Below are 15,373 nucleotides of genomic sequence, written 5' to 3'. Positions count from 1 at the left end.
CCTTACCCGCCCGTCAGCGACTGCACGGCGTCGCCGGCAAGCCGCCGCAGCGCCTCGTCGGCAGCGTGGCGCGCGCGGGCCTCCGTCGCCCAGTTCGCGCCAATGGCGCGGACCGGCTCCGGAAGCCTGTCGAAATCGGCCAGCCCGCCGCCGAGATCGCCACGGCCGAGCTTGGCCTCGATCCGCGAAACCGCGGTCGGCACATCGTCACCGGCAGCTTCGCCGATCGGCCGGACGCGGACGAGATTCTGCGCGCTGGTGGCCAGGCGGTCGAGAATGCCGCCCGATGCGCCCGCGCCCGGCGCCGCTTTCACCAGCGCCGGCGCGAGCACCGCGAAGCGCTGGGCGATCTGAGCCTGCGTCGGCAATCCGCGCTCCGCGGCGGCCGATAGCGGCCGCGCGGCCTCGGCCGGCAGGCCAAGCGCGAGGGCGGTGCGCAATTCCGGCGCGAAGGTGCCGCCACGTTCGACCGCCGCACGCAGCGTGCCGAGAGCCACAACGAGAGCCGCGCGCTGGCCGATATCCGAAGCCCGCATGCGGTTGGCGTCGAGGGCGGCGATGCGGGTTTCGGCGGTCTTGCCGGCCGCAGCCGCCGCCTCGACCTCGCGACGCAGCGCGGTCAGCGCCGTTTCGAGCCCGGCGATGCGATCGACCTGCGGCGCCGTGGCGCTGCGGATTCGCGCGTCGATGGCGCCAGGATCGGCGGCCGGAACGGATGCCGCCGGGGCGGAGGAAGCGACGGCGGCCAGATTGCGCTGAGCGCCGGCGATAGCTTCGACCGCAACCTTCAGTGCCTCGATTTCGCGGTTGATCGCCGTGATGTCGGCGGGCGCGGCTGCATCGCCGGGCGTAGCGGAAGCGGCAACCGGCGCGGGGCGCTGCTCCAGGGCCGCGATCCGCGTCTCCAGCCGTGCTCGGGCGGCGTCGAGGACCTCCAGCCGGCCGGTGATGGGCGCAAGATCGACGGGAGCCGCAGCCGCGACGGGCGCCGGCCGGGCCGAAACCTCGCGCAGGATGCGATTGAGCTCGTCCACGCGCGCCTCGAGGGCGGGCATCCGGTCACGGCTCTGGCCGGGCAGCACGCCGCCGACCTGCGCCGCGACGCCGAGGCCGCCGGTGAGAAGCGCTCCGATAATGCCGGCAGCCGCGAGCCGTCCGAAACCCGGCGTCTGCGCGGCCGACGGTGTCATGGCGGGTCGCGGCGCTTCGGGAGGAGCCTCGGCCATGGCCCGCGGCGGCGGCTCGCGAAACGTTCCGTCCGGCTCCGCGGCCGGCGGATCGACAAGCGCCGGGGACGGTGCGGCGGCGGGCGCGGCGGCCGGATTTTCTTGGCTGGATTCAGCTGCCGGCGCTTCCGCGACGGCCTCCGGCGAGGCGGCGGTCGCGGGGCTATCCGCGCGGCTGGTCCCATCCGGCGCGGACGGCGTCCCGGCCGCGGCCGTTTCCTGCGCGACTTCGCTCGCCTCGAGCGTAATGGTCGGAGCCTTGCCGCGGCGCTTCGGCGTCCCGTCGTCGGTCGGGCGGTCGTCTGTCGCCATCCGTCGTCTCCCGTGAGCCCCGTCCATGATCTAGCCCGCGGCGCGCGTCGGCCGCAACCCGACTACCCCTCGAGCAAGGCGAGCAGGGCCTCCTCGTCGGGCCGCGCGGCGACGGCGATCGATCGCCAGCCGGTATCCCGGAACGGTGCGGCCACCGCCTCCGAAAGGCAGATGTGAACGAGATCGGTCGCCGCCGCTGCGGCTCCACCCTGAACGACAAGACGCAGGAAGCCCGCGCTGGCATTGGGCGAATAGTGCAGCGCCGCGTCGAGGCGTTTCGCGACAAGCGCCTCGCCAAGCGCGGCCGGAGGCATCGGTTCGGACATCATCCGGTAGACCACCGGCGCGACAAGCCTGAGACCGGCCGAGGCAAGCGCGGCGCCGAGATCGCCGGCACGCGTCTCACCGCCGGGGCTGAGCACGGTCGCGCCCGGCGGAAGACCCGCCGCGACGATCAGCGCGGCCAGCGCGTGGACATCGCCGGCGGCGGAGCGGACGTCGCGGAAACCGGCGCGGCGCAGCGCCTCGGCGGTGCGGTCGCCGACGGCAAAGGTTGGCCGGTCTCGCATGGCGCCGACAATCGCCTCGGGCAGGAACGCCACGGTTCGCGGGCTGGTCACGGCGAGCGCCGCCGTCGCTTCGGGACGGTCAGCCGCGACAGACTCGGCGCGGAACAGCGGCACGACGAGCGGTTCATGGCCGAGCGCCACGAGCCTTGCCGCGGTCGCCTCCGCCTCGGGCAGCGGCCGGGTGACCAGAACCCGCATCACGCGGCCTGGAAGAACCCGGGACCGGCGCGGCCCTTCAGTTCGGCAGCGGCATCCTCGCCGAGCGCCGCCGCATCAGCGACAGCGCCTTCGCGCCGGGCGACGTGGCTCTCGCTGCCATCCGGCCGGAGGATTTCGCCGGTAAAGGCGATGCGCCCCGCCTCGATCGTCGCCAGCCCGGCAATGGGGGTGCGGCAGGAACCGTCGAGAACGGCGAGGAAGGCCCGTTCAGCGGTCAGCGCCGTCTCGGTCGGCTCATCGTTCAGCGGCGCGAGCAGGTCCCGCGCGCGGGTGTCGGCGAGCCGCGCCTCGATGGCGATGGCGCCCTGCCCGACCGCCGGCAGGAAGCGGTCCGCCGGGATGATCTCGGTGACGTGGGAAGCCAGCGCCAGCCGCCTGAGGCCAGCCATGGCGAGCAGCGTGCCCGCGACGCTGCCATTGCCGACCTTTTCGAGCCGGGTCGGCACATTGCCGCGAAAGACGACGACCTTGAGGTCCGGCCGCTCGCGCAGGATCTGGGCCTGCCGACGCAGCGAAGCCGACCCGACCACCGCGCCCTCCGGCAGTTCCGCGATGGTCAGGGCCTTGTGGCCGATGAAACCGTCGCGCACGTCCTCGCGCATCGGAAAGGCGACGAGGCCAAGCCCGTCCGGCAGGACGGTCGGCATGTCCTTGGAGGAATGCACCGCGAGGTCGATGCGGCCTGCGACGAGCGCCTCCTCGATCTCCTTGGTGAACAGGCCCTTGCCGCCGGCCTCCGACAGCGGACGGTCGAGAATGGCGTCGCCGCTCGTCTTGATGATTTCGACGGCGATATCCGTCTCGTCGACGCCATGCGCCCGGGCGAGCGAGGCGCGCACCTGATTCGCCTGGACGAGGGCCAGGGCGGAACCGCGGGTGCCGATGCGGAGGAAGGGCGATTGCGCCATAGCAAGGTCCGGTGATACGCGAAGCGCGCGATCATAGCGATGGAACCCCATACCGGAAGCCCCGCGTCGCGCCATGTCTTTTGACGCACCGGCGTCAACCATTTGCACCGGGCGCTTTCGGCCGGACAGGGATTTCATGCTGGTACTGGGTATCGAGACAACCTGCGACGAGACGGCCGCTGCCGTCGTGCGCATCGACGCGGCCGGCCATGGCGCGATTCTGTCCAATGTCGTGCGTGCCCAGCTCGACGAGCACGCGCCCTATGGCGGCGTGGTGCCCGAGATCGCGGCGCGCGCCCATGTCGAGGTGACCGATCTCGTCACCGCGCAAGCCCTGCGCGAGGCCGACGTCGCGATGGCCGATATCGACGCGGTTGCGGCAGCGGCAGGGCCCGGGTTGATCGGCGGCGTTCTGGTCGGCCTCACCACCGCCAAGGCCATGGCGCTGGTTGCCGGCAAGCCGCTGGTGGCGGTGAACCATCTGGAAGCTCACGCCCTGACCGCCCGGCTGACCGACCGGGTCGCCTTCCCCTATCTGCTGCTGCTGGCCTCCGGCGGCCACACCCAGCTTCTCGCGGTGAAGGGCGTCGGCGACTACGCCAAGCTCGGCACCACCATCGACGACGCCATCGGCGAGGCCTTCGACAAGGTCGCGAAGCTGCTCGGCCTCGGTTATCCCGGCGGCCCGCAGGTGGAAAGGCGCGCGATGAGCGGCGATCCCGCGCGATTTGCCCTGCCCCGGCCGCTGATCGGCCGGCCCGAGCCGGATTTCTCGCTGTCGGGGCTCAAGACCGCTGTCCGGCTGGAGGTCGAGCGGCTGATGGACCGGCAGAACGAGGTGACCGAGCAGGACATCGCCGATATCTGCGCCTCGTTCCAGATGGCCGTCGCCGACATGGTCGCCGACCGGGCCAGGGTCGCGATCCGCCGCTTCCGCGAGGCGCATGGCGAGCCGACGGCGCTCGTGGTCGCCGGCGGCGTCGGCGCCAACCAGACCCTCAAGGCGGTGCTTCAAAAGACCGCGGACGCGGCCGGACTGCCGCTGGTCGTGCCTCCGCCGAAACTCTGCACCGACAATGGCGCGATGATCGCCTGGGCGGGCGCCGAACGGCTGCGGCTCGGCCTGACGGACGCCTTCGACATCGCGCCGCGCGCCCGCTGGCCCCTCGATGCGGGGGCGGCTAGCTTCGGCTCGGGGCGCCTTGGCGCCAAGGCATGACCGGAGCCAAGGCATGACGGTGGGAGAAAGACCGGCAGTCGCCGTGCTGGGCGCGGGCGCCTTCGGCACCGCGCTCGCCAATGCCGCGGGTCGCGCGGGCCGGCGCACGCTGATCTGGGCGCGCGACGCGGCGGCGGTCGAGGCGATCAACGGCAAGCGCAGCAACGAGGCCCGCCTGCCGGGCGCTCGCATCCACGACCTCGTTTCCGCCACCGGTACGCTCGAGGAAGCCGCCCGCGCCGACATGATCCTTCTGGTGGTGCCCGCGCAGGCACTGCGCGGTGTCACCGAAGCCGTCGCGCCTTTCGTGCGCGCCGGCACACCGCTGGTGATCTGCGCCAAGGGCATCGAGCGCGGCACCGGCCGCTTCATGTCGGAGGTCGTGGCGGAAGCAGCTCCCTCGGCGGTGCCAACGATCCTGTCCGGCCCCGGCTTCGCCGCGGACATCGAGAAGGGCCTGCCGACGGCGCTGACCGTCGCGGCCGAGGACGACGCGGTGGCGAGGTCCATCGCCGACCGGCTGGGCTCGTCGAGCCTGCGGCTCTATCACACCAGCGACCTGCGGGGCGTCGAGATCGGCGGCGCGACCAAGAACGTGCTGGCGATCGCGGCTGGCGTGGTGTCGGGCCGCCTGCTCGGCGCCAGCGCCGTGGCCGCCCTGACCGCGCGGGGCTTCGCGGAGTTGACCCGCTTCGGGCGGCATTTCGGCGCACGCCCCGAGACGCTGATGGGCCTGTCGGGCCTCGGCGACCTGATTCTGTCCTGTTCCAGCCTCCAGTCGCGCAATTTCGCGCTCGGCCATGCCCTGGGGCAGGGCAAGGGGCTGGATCTCGTTTCGGGCAAGGGAGCGCTTGCCGAAGGCGCCCTGACGGCCGAAATACTGGTGGAGAAGGCGCAGGATGCCGGCATCGACATGCCCATCGCCGAGGCGGTGGACGCGGTGCTCGGCGGCATGATCGACGTCGACCAGGCGATCGCCCAGCTCATGGCGCGGCCGCAGAAGGCGGAATAGGGCTGGAGGAGCCTAGATGACGAACTTCTTCGAGAAACTCGCGCGCGGCGTCGAGGCCGCCACCAAGGCGATGGGCTCCGATCTCGTCGCCGAGACCCATCCCTTCGACCTCACCCATTCCGTGGTCTTCCCCGTAGCCAAGCTGATGAAGCGGCGCACGGGCGGCGAGCCGATCGTGGTGATCGAACTCTCGGATGGCAAGACGACGATGACGCTGGCCGAGTTCGACCGCTTCGTCACCGAGCTCGACGCCTTCCGCAAGCTGATCCCGACCGCCGGCAATGCGCCGAAGATCGAGGGCGCGTGAATGGCCCACTGGCTCTACAAGTCCGAGCCCTTCAAATGGTCCTGGGACGCGCAGGTGAAGGCCGGCGCGAAGGGCACGTTCTGGGATGGTGTCAGGAACCATGCGGCGAAGCTGAACCTCATCCGGATGAAGCTCGGCGAGCGCGGCTTCTTCTATCATTCCAATGAGGGCAAGGAGATCGTCGGCATCGTCGAGGTCATCAGGGAGGCCTATCCCGATCCGACCGCCGAGGCCGGCGAGCCGTGGGTCGTGGTCGAGATCAAGGCGGTGAGGCCGCTGAAGACCCCCGTGACGCTCGAGCAGGTCAAGAAGGAGCCGAGGCTCGCCAATATGGCGCTCCTGAAGCTGTCGCGCCTGTCGGTTCAGCCGGTCACCGACGAGGAATGGGCCATCGTCTGCCAGATGGGCGGCGTCGATCCGTGAACGGGCCAGCCGGCAGGCAGGCCGGACAGGGAGCAGCGGGATGACCTCCGGCGGTTCGCGGCACTGGGAAACGGTCTATGCCACCAAGGCCGAGACCGAGGTCAGCTGGTTTCAGGATTGTCCGACCCCCTCTCTGGCGATGATCGCGACGGCCGGCGCGACCAGCGCCTCCGCCATCGTCGATATCGGCGGCGGCGAATCGCGGCTCGTCGATGCGCTGGTCGCAGACGGACATCGGGACGTGACCGTCCTCGATCTCTCCGGCACCGCCTTGCAGGTGGCGCGGCACCGGATGGGCGCCGCAGCGGTCGGGGTCGAGTGGATCGTCGCCGACGTCACGGCATGGCGGCCGGCGCGCCGATACGATGTCTGGCACGACCGGGCGGCCTTCCATTTCCTCATCGAAGAGGCGGAACGCGCAGCCTATGTCGCGGCGCTGGATGCGGCCTTGCCGCCGGGCGGGCATGCGATCATCGCGACCTTCGCGCTCGATGGCCCGGAGCGGTGCAGCGGCCTGCCCGTGGCGCGCCATGATGGCGAGAGCCTGGCAAGGGTGCTCGGTGCCGGTTTCCGGCGCATCGACACGCGGCCGCACAGCCACGTGACGCCCTGGGGGACGGCGCAGTCGTTCCAGTTCAGCCTGTTCCGGAAGGAATGAGTTGCGCCGGACGCCGGGCAAGGCTTCCGGTCGAAGGGTTCGCAAGCGCCGCCGCGCGCATTAAGGTCGCAGCGAAACACCGTTTCGCGAAAGCCTGACCATGACCGAGACCCAGCCCGCCAATCGCGGCCCGCTCGCCGGCATCCGCATCCTCGACCTGACCGCCGTCATCCTCGGCCCCTATGCGACCATGCTGCTCGGCGACATGGGCGCGGAGGTCATCAAGGTCGAGAGCCCCGGTCAGGGCGGCGGCGACATCATGCGCTGGGCCGGCGCGCATCCGGAGGCCACCGGCCCCGGCATGGGTCCGCTCTACATGATGTTCAACAAGAACAAGAAGTCGGTGGCCTTCGACCTGAAGCGCCGCGAGGACCAGGATGCCTGTATCGAGCTCGCCCGCACCTGCGACATCGTCTGCTCCAACATGCGCATGGATACGGCCGCGCGGCTGCGCATGGACTATGCGAGCATGGCGGCGGCCATCCCGAACCTGATCTATGTCCATGCCGCCGGCTTCGGCGCCGATGGTCCATACGCAGGCCGCCCGGCCTATGACGACCTGATCCAGGGCATTTCCGGCGGCGCCGACATCCTGCCGCGGGTCGACGGCAACGATGCGCCGCGCTACCTGCCGACGCTTGCCGCCGACAAGACGGTGGGCCTGTTCATGGTCCAGGCGGTGCTCGCCGCCCTGTTCCACAAGCAGCGCACCGGCGAGGGCCAGTTCGTCGAGGTGCCAATGTTCGAGTGCTACACGCATTACGTGATGCACGAGAACCTCTACGGCCACGTCTTCGACCCGCCGCCGCCGGGTACCGGATTCGGCTACGGCCGCATCCACAATCCGGACCGGCGACCCTACAAGTCGAAGGACGGCTGGATCGGCATCCTGCCCTACAGCGACAAGAACTGGGCCGATTTCTTCGTGCTCGCGGGCCGGCCGGAACTGAACGTCGATCCGAAATTCGCGACCTATCAGGCGCGCATGATCAACATCAAGGAGCTTTACTCCATGATGGACGCCATGGTCTCCACCCGCACCAACGATGACTGGTCGAAGGTGCTCGGCGAGAAGAATATCCCGTTCTCGCCGATCAACCGCTTCGGCGACCTGATGGACGACCCGCACCTGAAGGCGGTCGGCTTCTTTCGCAAGCACCACCATCCCGACGGCTATGACTGGGTCGACATGAAGCACCCGGTGAACTACGCGGCCAGCCCCGCCTCGCTGCGCGCGGCGCCGCCGAAGCTCGGTCAGGATACGGAGGAAGTGCTGCGTGAAGCGGGCGTGAATTTGCCGAAGGCGGCGGAGTAGGGCTCGGATCTTGGCGAGGCGGCTTGCTCGTCACGGCCGGGTTTGGCCCGGCCATCCACGCCTTGAACTCCGGACCGACCAAATTCGTGGATACCCGGCACAAGGCCGGGCATGACGAATGGGACAGTTCCCGGCAAGGCGCTCAGATCGCCCGATAGACAGCTGTCTCGAACGCCTTGAACAGCTTTACCGCGCGCGGATCGTAGAACGGCACGATCTGCGTCAGGAACACCGCCGCGACGCCCTTCGCCGGGTCGATCCAGTAATAGGTGTTGGCGAAACCACCCCAGAACAGCGAGCCGGGCGAGCGGCCTTCCGCGCTTTGTTCGCGGTTGATCTCGAAGGCGAGCGACCAGCCCGTGGAGATGCCGGGGAAGAAGTCGACGCTTCGGAGGCCCATCGGCGACATCAGCCCCATGGCCGGGATGGAAAGATCAGGGATCTGGTCGGTGGACAGCGCGACGATGCTCTCGGGCTTCAGGATGCGCGCGCCGTTCAGCTCGCCGCCGTTGAGGATCATGCGCACGAAGGTCAAATAGTCCGGCGCGGTCGAATACATGCCGCCGCCGCCTGACTCGAATTCCGGCTCCTGCACAACCACCATGTCGGTCGGCACATAGCTGCCGTCTTCCTTAACGCCGTGCACGGCCGCGCGACGCGCCTGCTGCGACGCGCCGAGGCGGAACATCGAATCCGTCATGCCGAGAGGGCCGAAGATGCGCTCGGCGAAGACCTCGCCGAGGCGCTTGCCGCTGACCGCCTCGACGATCTGGCCGGCCCAGTCGGTCGAGATGCCATAGATGAAAGCACTGCCCGGTTCGGCGATGAGCGGCGCGGCGAGCGAGGCCTTGAGGCCGGTATTGGTGCCCGGCAGGCCGGTCGCCTTCATATATTTGCGGATGGCCGAGGAGGCGAAGTCGTAGCAGTAGCCGGAGGTGTGGGTGAGCAGGTGCCTGACCGTCACCGGCGTCCTGGGCGTGCGGGTCAGCGGTTTGCCGTCCGCGTCGAAGTCGTGGAGCAGCTGCGCCTTGCCGATCTCTGGGCAGTAGCGCCCGGCCGGGGCATCGAGATCGACTTTTCCCTCCTCGACGAGCTGCATCAGCGCGACCGTGGTCACCGCCTTGGTCATCGAGGCGACCCAGGCGACCGTGTCGGTCGTCATCGGATCGGGACCGGCGAGGCTCCGCTTGCCGAAGGCGCCTTCATAGAGCGAGCCCCTGATGTCGCCGACCATCGCGACGACGCCGGGCACCTCGCCGGATTCAGCCGAGCGGGCAAGGATTTCGTCGAGCGCGGCCTTCATGGGGTGCATCCGGTCGTTGGCGGGGCCGACACCATCGGCGGCGGCTGGCGGCGGGTCAATTCGGCCGAACCGCCAGACGCCGTCTTCGTCCAAGGTCGGGCGACCAAAGTGTGACGCCGCCTCTCTTGAGCCGACATGTCGCCGCGACGTAAAGTCCGCGCGACAGAGGAGGCGGCCGGACAAAGGGCCGCCCCGTGGGGAAACGGCCTGTTGCCGCCGCCGGACGGACGGCAACCCATCGAGAGGGACAGCAATGTCGTCGGAAAAGCTCTATCCCGTCAGCGCCGATTGGGCGTCGCGCGCCTATGTCGACGAGGCCAAGTACAAGGCCATGTACGAAGCCTCCGTGAAGTCGCCGGACGCGTTCTGGGGCGAGCACGGCAAGCGCATCGACTGGATGAAGCCCTTCACCAGGGTCAAGAACACCTCCTATGCGCCGGACAACGTCTCGATCAAATGGTTCGAGGACGGCACCACCAACGTTTCCTACAACTGCGTCGACCGACATCTCGCCAAGCGCGGCGACCAGGTCGCGATCATCTGGGAGGGCGACGACCCCAAGGACGACGCGAAGATCACCTACCGTCAGCTCCATCGGCAGGTGATGAAATGGGCCAACGTCCTGAAGGGTCAGGGCGTGAAGAAGGGCGACCGGGTCACGATCTATCTGCCGATGATCCCCGAGGCCGCCTATGCCATGCTGGCCTGCGCCCGCGTCGGCGCGGTGCATTCCATCGTCTTCGGCGGCTTCTCGCCGGACAGCCTCGCCGGCCGCATCGAGGACGCCTCGACCGCCGTGGTGATCACCGCCGACGAGGGCCTGCGCGGTGGCCGCAAGGTGCCGCTCAAGGTCAATGTCGATGCCGCCGTCGAGAAGGCGCCCGGCGTGGTCAAGAGCGTCATCGTGGTGAAGCGCACCGGATCTCCCGTCGCGATGAAAGATGGCCGCGACCACTATTACGACGATCTCGCCGCCAATGCCGCCGATGAATGCCCGCTGGAGGAGATGAACGCCGAAGACCCGCTGTTCATCCTCTACACGTCCGGTTCGACCGGGAAGCCGAAAGGCGTGCTGCACACGACCGGCGGCTATCTCGTCTATGCCTCGATGACGCACCAGTACGTCTTCGACTACAAGGACGGCGACATCTACTGGTGCACGGCCGATGTCGGCTGGGTCACCGGCCACAGCTACATCGTCTACGGCCCGCTGGCGAACGGCGCGACGACGCTGATGTTCGAGGGTATTCCGACCTATCCGTCGATCTCGCGCTTCTGGGACGTGGTCGACAAGCACAAGGTCAACACCTTCTACACCGCCCCGACCGCCATCCGCTCGCTGATGGGCGCCGGCGAGGACCCTGTGAAGAAGACTTCGCGCGCCTCGCTGCGCCTGCTCGGCTCGGTTGGCGAGCCGATCAATCCCGAGGCGTGGGAATGGTATCACCGCGTCGTCGGCGACAACCGCTGCCCGATCGTCGATACCTGGTGGCAGACCGAGACGGGCGGCATCCTGATCACGCCGCTGCCGGGCGCCATCGCCCAGAAGCCAGGTTCGGCCACCAAGCCGTTCTTCGGCGTGAAGCCCGAGATCGTCGATGCCGAGGGCAAGGTTCTGGAAGGAGCCGCCGAGGGCAATCTGGTCATCGCCGATTCCTGGCCCGGCCAGATGCGCACGGTGTTCGGCGACCACGAACGCTTCGTGCAGACCTATTTCTCGACCTACCCGAACAAGTATTTCACCGGCGACGGCTGCCGGCGCGATGCCGACGGCTATTACTGGATCACCGGCCGCGTCGATGACGTCATCAACGTCTCCGGCCACCGCATGGGCACGGCCGAGGTCGAATCCGCCCTCGTCGCCCATCCGAAGGTCTCCGAGGCGGCGGTGGTCGGCTATCCCCACGACATCAAGGGTCAAGGCATCTATGCCTATGTGACGCTGATGGGCGGCGAGGACCCGACGGAGGAGCTGCGCAAGGAACTCGTCGGCTGGGTGCGCAAGGAGATCGGCCCGATCGCCTCGCCGGACCTGATCCAGTTCGCCCCGGGCCTGCCGAAGACCCGCTCCGGCAAGATCATGCGCCGCATCCTGCGCAAGATCGCCGAGGACGAGTTCGGCGCGCTCGGCGACACCTCGACCCTGGCGGACCCGGCGGTGGTCGATGACCTGATCACCAACCGGCAGAACCGCAAGAGCGCGTGATCATGGGCGCCGGGCGGCATGTGACGCTCGGCGCTGTCCTCGCCACGCTTGGTCTGCCGCCGGCATTCGCCTGCAATCCCGACCGCGCCGAGGCCGTAGCGGGTCTGCGCGCCGATACGCCGCTGGTCTTCGCGGCGCCCGACGGTCGGCGCTTCCGGCTCCTTGCGCTGGCAGGTGACGCGGTCGTCCCCGTCGACCGGATCGTCCGTATTGCGCCGCTCGGCGGGCTCGACCGGCACGAGCGCCTGCCCGTCATCGCCCTCGGCCCCGACGGTCCCGTCGAAAGCGCCCTGCTGCGTGACGGCCGCGCCCGCCTCTCCGCCAGCAGGGTCATCCCCCGCGACTGCTGGAGGGCGCTGGAGGCGGCCGAGACCGAGGCCGTCGCTGCACGGCGTGGCATCTGGCGCGAGCCCGACGCCCTGCTCGATGCCGGCGATGCCGACGCCCTGAAGCGGTTCGATGGCCGTTTCGCGGTCGTTGCCGGCCGTGTCAGGAGTGTCAGAACCGTCCGCCGCATCACCTATGTCAATTTCGGCGCCTTCGGGTCGGGCGCGCTGACGGTAACCATAGCCGAGCGCGACATGCCCGCCTTTCGGGAATTCGGGCTTGAACCTGCCGCAATCCGTGGGCACATGCTGCGCGTGCGTGGGGTCGTGACGATCCGACGCGGCCCCTTCATCGCGGCGGCGATGCCGGAGCAGATCACAATCGCGGAGGCGCCGACACGCGGCGCAAGGTAGCTCAGGACCGTGATTCGGTTCGCAGGAGCGCGGGGTGGGTTTTGCCGGTCGGCCGTGCCAGCCGCGATGGCGCTTGCCCTGATTCTGTCGGGCTGCGCGACCTCACCCGAGGTTCCCGTGCCCGTTCCGGAGCCGACGCCGACCGAGTCGCGACTGCCACCGCTGACCTCGCGCGACCATTCGCGCATCCTCGCGGCCTTCGGCGGCGAATACAGCGCCCCGGCCGTCGAGCGGCTCGCCAGCGAGATCTTCGAGAAGCTCGGCGCCGCCTCCGACCGGCCGGACCAGCGCTATCGGCTGACTATCCTGAATTCGCCGACGATCAACGCCTTCGCCCTGCCCTCGGGCCATCTCTATGTCACCCGCGGCATGCTGGCGCTGATCAACGACGTCAGCGAATTCGCTGCCGTGCTCGGCCACGAGATGGCCCATGTCTCGGCCCGCCATGCGAACCAGCGCGAGGATCAGGTGCGCACCAGCGAGCTGGTGGCGGTGATGCGCGCGCGCCTCCTCAACGACCTCGCCGGCGCCGAAGCCCGGCGCGAGGCCGCCCGCGTATCGCTCGCCGGCTTCTCGCGCAGCCAGGAGCTGGAGGCCGATGCCATTGGCGTCGCGCTCATCGCCAAGGCCGGTTTCGACCCCTACGGCGCCTCGCGATTCCTCCAGACCATGGATCGCAACGCCGCCCTGCGCACGCCGACGCAGGCGGCCGGCGGCAGCCCGGACTTCCTCGCCTCGCACCCCTCGACGCCCGAGCGCGTGCGCCAGGCTGTGCTCACCGCCCGCCAGCATATCGCCCCGGACGGCCGCCCCCGCGACCGCGAGCGCTACCTGCGCGCCATCGAGGGACTGACCTTCGGCGAGGATCCGCGCCAGGGCGTCGTGCGCGGCCGCACCTTCATCCATCCCCGCCTCGGCTTCACGGTCACGGCGCCGGACGGCTTCACGCTGGAGAATTCGCGCTCGGCGGTCACCGGTCTCGGCCCCAACGACATGGCGGTGCGCCTCGACGTGGTGCGCGTGCCCGCGAGCCAGACGCTGACCGCCTACCTGACCTCGGGCTGGATCGACGGCCTGTCGGAGACGACGGTCGAACAGGTCTCGGTCAACGGCTTCCAGGGCGCGACCGCCGTGGCGCGCGGCAACGACTGGTCGTTCCGAATCTTCGTCGTGCGTTTCGGCAGCGAGGTCTACCGCATCATCTACGCCGCCCGTGACCTGAACGGTGACGTCGATGCCACCTTCCGCGCCTCGATGGAGAGCTTCCGTCGCCTCACCGCGGCGGAAGCCGCGGTCAAGCCCGACCGCATCCGCCTGATCCGCGCCGGCGAGGGCGACACGGTCGACACTTTCGCGCGCCGGATGCAGGTGCAGGACCGGGCGGTGGAACGGTTCCGGGTGCTCAACGGCCTCGGCGACGGCGACCAGCCGCGCGGCGGCGAACTGGTCAAGATCATCAGCGAATAGACTACCATACAAGTTTCGCTTGCGCCGGGCCGCCCCTTGGCCTTTCCTCTCCGGCCTGAATGAGGAAACACCAGGGGCATCCGACAATGACACTCAAGACGTTCGACCTGACCGGCCGCCGCGCACTCGTCACCGGCTCGGGCAGCGGCATCGGCCTTGCCTATGCCGAGGGTCTTGCCGGCGCCGGCGCGGAAGTGATCCTCAACGGCCGCGACAAGACCAAGCTCGACGCGGCCGAGAAGGCGCTGAAGGCGAAGGGCTTCAAGGTCGCGACCAGCGCCTTCGACGTGACCGATCCGGCCGCCGTCAATGCCGGCATCGACGCGATCGAAGCGACGCGCGGTCCGATCGACATCCTCGTCAACAATGCCGGCATGACGATCCGCGAGAAGCTGGAGGATTTCGCCGATGCCGACTGGCGCCGTGTCATGGCGACCAATATCGACAGCGTGTTCTATGTTTCCAAGGCTGCGGCGCGGCACATGCTGAAGCGCGGCTACGGCAAGATCATCAATACCTGCTCGGTGATGAGCGAACTCGGCCGGCCCTCCATCGCGCCCTACACGGCGTCCAAGGGCGCGGTGAAGATGATGACCAAGCAGATGGCCGTGGAGTGGGGCGCGCGCGGCATCCGCTCCAACGGCATCGCGCCCGGCTATTTCAAGACCGAGCTCACCGACGCGCTGGTGAAGGATCCGGCCTTCAGCGCCTGGGTCGGCACGCGCACGCCGCTGGGACGCTGGGGCAACGTCGAGGAATTGCAGGGCGCCTGCGTGTTTCTTGCCGCCCCCGCCTCGGACTATGTCACCGGCCACGTGCTGTTCGTCGACGGCGGCCTGACGGCGTCGGTCTGAAGATCAGCGCACCACCATCACCGCGTTCCTCGCCAGGCGCGGCAGGATCTTCGCGAAATCCGCTATGCGGATGGCGACGCAGCCTGCGGTCGGCGTGAAGCCGTCGCGCGCGCCGTGCCAGAAGATGGCGCTGCCGCGATGGCGGCGCACCGGCGCGTCGTTCCAGCCGAGCTCGACGATCACGTCATAGAGGTGGTCGGTGCGTGTCAGCCGCTCCTCGGCGGGCCCCGGCGGGCGGCGGATGAGGCGGTTGTAGCGCCGGTCGCCGGCATCGTCGCACCAGGCATCCTCCGGACGAATCGCGCGCACCGGTCGCGCGACCTGCGGCCTGCCGAGCCTGTCCTTGCGAAAGAAGACGCGGCGCAGCGGCAGGCGCGCGCGCGGCGTCCGGCCGTCGCCCTCGCGCTTGACCGTGTTGATACCGCCCCGGCCGAGGGCGCAGGGAAAGGCGGCAAGGCCGACATGAACCATGCCTCGCGACGGTTTGCCGGGCAGGGAATGGACAAAAATCCGTGCAATCAGGCCTTTCGCCATGAAAATGTCATCCATATCTCTACGACCGCGTCCGGCACTTCCGTAACGCGTCCGCCTGTTTGCGCGTAGTGCCCTTCTGTGTCCTATTCGAGCGCCCGTGA

General features: G+C 69.1%; 15 protein-coding genes. 10 read left to right on the top strand and 5 right to left on the bottom strand.

Annotation, left to right across the window (positions count from 1 at the left end; all coding sequences use genetic code 11):
- Positions 1 to 2: 2 nt before the first annotated feature.
- From JNK84_RS17845 to hemC, 3 genes are all read right to left on the bottom strand, one after another.
- Positions 3 to 1,538 carry a COG4223 family protein gene (locus JNK84_RS17845; protein ID WP_293426164.1) on the bottom strand — a complete coding sequence of 512 codons (1,536 nt, stop codon included), beginning with the start codon at positions 1,536 to 1,538 and terminating at the stop codon, positions 3 to 5.
- Positions 1,539 to 1,600: 62 nt separating this feature from the next.
- On the bottom strand, positions 1,601 to 2,305 hold the full coding sequence (locus tag JNK84_RS17840; protein ID WP_293426162.1) for a uroporphyrinogen-III synthase: 705 nt from the start codon (positions 2,303 to 2,305) through the stop codon (positions 1,601 to 1,603).
- Positions 2,305 to 3,234, bottom strand: coding sequence for a hydroxymethylbilane synthase (gene hemC, locus JNK84_RS17835; RefSeq protein WP_293426160.1), 930 nt, complete (start codon positions 3,232 to 3,234; stop codon positions 2,305 to 2,307). Before hemC ends, JNK84_RS17840 begins: the two co-directional genes overlap by 1 nt.
- A 136-nt stretch (positions 3,235 to 3,370) precedes the next feature.
- Between hemC and tsaD the strand changes: the two genes are divergently transcribed.
- The 6 genes from tsaD to JNK84_RS17805 all read left to right on the top strand — a co-directional run bounded on the left by tsaD (position 3,371) and on the right by JNK84_RS17805 (position 8,168).
- Positions 3,371 to 4,453 carry a tRNA (adenosine(37)-N6)-threonylcarbamoyltransferase complex transferase subunit TsaD gene (tsaD, locus tag JNK84_RS17830; protein WP_293426158.1) on the top strand — a complete coding sequence of 361 codons (1,083 nt, stop codon included), beginning with the start codon at positions 3,371 to 3,373 and terminating at the stop codon, positions 4,451 to 4,453.
- Positions 4,454 to 4,472: 19 nt separating this feature from the next.
- Positions 4,473 to 5,465, top strand: a complete 993-nt coding sequence (locus JNK84_RS17825) for an NAD(P)H-dependent glycerol-3-phosphate dehydrogenase (RefSeq protein WP_293426297.1) — start codon at positions 4,473 to 4,475, stop codon at positions 5,463 to 5,465.
- 16 nt (positions 5,466 to 5,481) lie between these two features.
- The gene (locus JNK84_RS17820; RefSeq protein WP_293426156.1) at positions 5,482 to 5,772 is read left to right on the top strand and encodes a hypothetical protein; all 291 of its coding nucleotides are present in this window, start codon (positions 5,482 to 5,484) and stop codon (positions 5,770 to 5,772) included.
- Positions 5,773 to 6,195 carry an EVE domain-containing protein gene (locus JNK84_RS17815; protein WP_293426154.1) on the top strand — a complete coding sequence of 141 codons (423 nt, stop codon included), beginning with the start codon at positions 5,773 to 5,775 and terminating at the stop codon, positions 6,193 to 6,195.
- A gap of 40 nt (positions 6,196 to 6,235) precedes the next feature.
- Entirely contained in the window at positions 6,236 to 6,853 is a 618-nt protein-coding gene (locus tag JNK84_RS17810) for a class I SAM-dependent methyltransferase (protein ID WP_293426152.1), read from the top strand.
- Positions 6,854 to 6,953: 100 nt separating this feature from the next.
- Positions 6,954 to 8,168 carry a CaiB/BaiF CoA transferase family protein gene (locus tag JNK84_RS17805; RefSeq protein ID WP_293426150.1) on the top strand — a complete coding sequence of 405 codons (1,215 nt, stop codon included), beginning with the start codon at positions 6,954 to 6,956 and terminating at the stop codon, positions 8,166 to 8,168.
- Positions 8,169 to 8,310: 142 nt separating this feature from the next.
- On the opposite strand, the gene JNK84_RS17800 is transcribed toward JNK84_RS17805, so the two are convergent.
- Positions 8,311 to 9,471 (bottom strand): serine hydrolase domain-containing protein, encoded by a 1,161-nt coding sequence (locus JNK84_RS17800; RefSeq protein WP_293426148.1) that lies wholly within the window; start codon positions 9,469 to 9,471, stop codon positions 8,311 to 8,313.
- 253 nt (positions 9,472 to 9,724) lie between these two features.
- Between JNK84_RS17800 and acs the strand changes: the two genes are divergently transcribed.
- From acs to JNK84_RS17780, 4 genes are all read left to right on the top strand, one after another.
- The gene (gene acs, locus JNK84_RS17795) at positions 9,725 to 11,677 is read left to right on the top strand and encodes an acetate--CoA ligase (RefSeq protein ID WP_293426146.1); all 1,953 of its coding nucleotides are present in this window, start codon (positions 9,725 to 9,727) and stop codon (positions 11,675 to 11,677) included.
- 2 nt (positions 11,678 to 11,679) lie between these two features.
- A complete protein-coding gene (locus JNK84_RS17790; RefSeq protein ID WP_293426144.1) occupies positions 11,680 to 12,417 on the top strand; it encodes a hypothetical protein in 738 nt (245 codons plus the stop codon).
- A 66-nt stretch (positions 12,418 to 12,483) separates the two neighbouring features.
- On the top strand, positions 12,484 to 13,884 hold the full coding sequence (locus tag JNK84_RS17785) for a M48 family metalloprotease (protein ID WP_293426142.1): 1,401 nt from the start codon (positions 12,484 to 12,486) through the stop codon (positions 13,882 to 13,884).
- Positions 13,885 to 13,970: 86 nt separating this feature from the next.
- Positions 13,971 to 14,738, top strand: coding sequence for a glucose 1-dehydrogenase (locus tag JNK84_RS17780; RefSeq protein WP_293426140.1), 768 nt, complete (start codon positions 13,971 to 13,973; stop codon positions 14,736 to 14,738).
- Positions 14,739 to 14,741: 3 nt separating this feature from the next.
- Here the strand turns inward: JNK84_RS17780 and JNK84_RS17775 are convergent, their stop codons facing one another.
- Positions 14,742 to 15,272 (bottom strand): L,D-transpeptidase family protein, encoded by a 531-nt coding sequence (locus tag JNK84_RS17775; protein WP_293426138.1) that lies wholly within the window; start codon positions 15,270 to 15,272, stop codon positions 14,742 to 14,744.
- Positions 15,273 to 15,373: the final 101 nt, after the last annotated feature.

This window comes from Phreatobacter sp., from assembly GCF_016793595.1.
Lineage (GTDB): Bacteria > Pseudomonadota > Alphaproteobacteria > Rhizobiales > Phreatobacteraceae > Phreatobacter.
The sequence above is the reverse complement of the archived record's forward strand: the minus strand, read 5'-3'. Positions and strand labels throughout refer to the sequence as shown.

Bases quoted from the DNA above. Each gene is read 5' to 3' on its own strand.
- JNK84_RS17845 (WP_293426164.1), bottom strand. From the start codon at position 1,538: ATGGCGACAGACGACCGCCCGACCGACGACGGGACGCCGAAGCGCCGC.
- JNK84_RS17840 (WP_293426162.1), bottom strand. From the start codon at position 2,305: ATGCGGGTTCTGGTCACCCGGCCGCTGCCCGAGGCGGAGGCGACCGCG.
- hemC (WP_293426160.1), bottom strand. From the start codon at position 3,234: ATGGCGCAATCGCCCTTCCTCCGCATCGGCACCCGCGGTTCCGCCCTG.
- tsaD (WP_293426158.1), top strand. From the start codon at position 3,371: ATGCTGGTACTGGGTATCGAGACAACCTGCGACGAGACGGCCGCTGCC.
- JNK84_RS17820 (WP_293426156.1), top strand. From the start codon at position 5,482: ATGACGAACTTCTTCGAGAAACTCGCGCGCGGCGTCGAGGCCGCCACC.
- JNK84_RS17815 (WP_293426154.1), top strand. From the start codon at position 5,773: ATGGCCCACTGGCTCTACAAGTCCGAGCCCTTCAAATGGTCCTGGGAC.
- JNK84_RS17810 (WP_293426152.1), top strand. From the start codon at position 6,236: ATGACCTCCGGCGGTTCGCGGCACTGGGAAACGGTCTATGCCACCAAG.
- JNK84_RS17805 (WP_293426150.1), top strand. From the start codon at position 6,954: ATGACCGAGACCCAGCCCGCCAATCGCGGCCCGCTCGCCGGCATCCGC.
- JNK84_RS17800 (WP_293426148.1), bottom strand. From the start codon at position 9,471: ATGAAGGCCGCGCTCGACGAAATCCTTGCCCGCTCGGCTGAATCCGGC.
- acs (WP_293426146.1), top strand. From the start codon at position 9,725: ATGTCGTCGGAAAAGCTCTATCCCGTCAGCGCCGATTGGGCGTCGCGC.
- JNK84_RS17790 (WP_293426144.1), top strand. From the start codon at position 11,680: ATGGGCGCCGGGCGGCATGTGACGCTCGGCGCTGTCCTCGCCACGCTT.
- JNK84_RS17785 (WP_293426142.1), top strand. From the start codon at position 12,484: ATGGCGCTTGCCCTGATTCTGTCGGGCTGCGCGACCTCACCCGAGGTT.
- JNK84_RS17780 (WP_293426140.1), top strand. From the start codon at position 13,971: ATGACACTCAAGACGTTCGACCTGACCGGCCGCCGCGCACTCGTCACC.
- JNK84_RS17775 (WP_293426138.1), bottom strand. From the start codon at position 15,272: ATGGCGAAAGGCCTGATTGCACGGATTTTTGTCCATTCCCTGCCCGGC.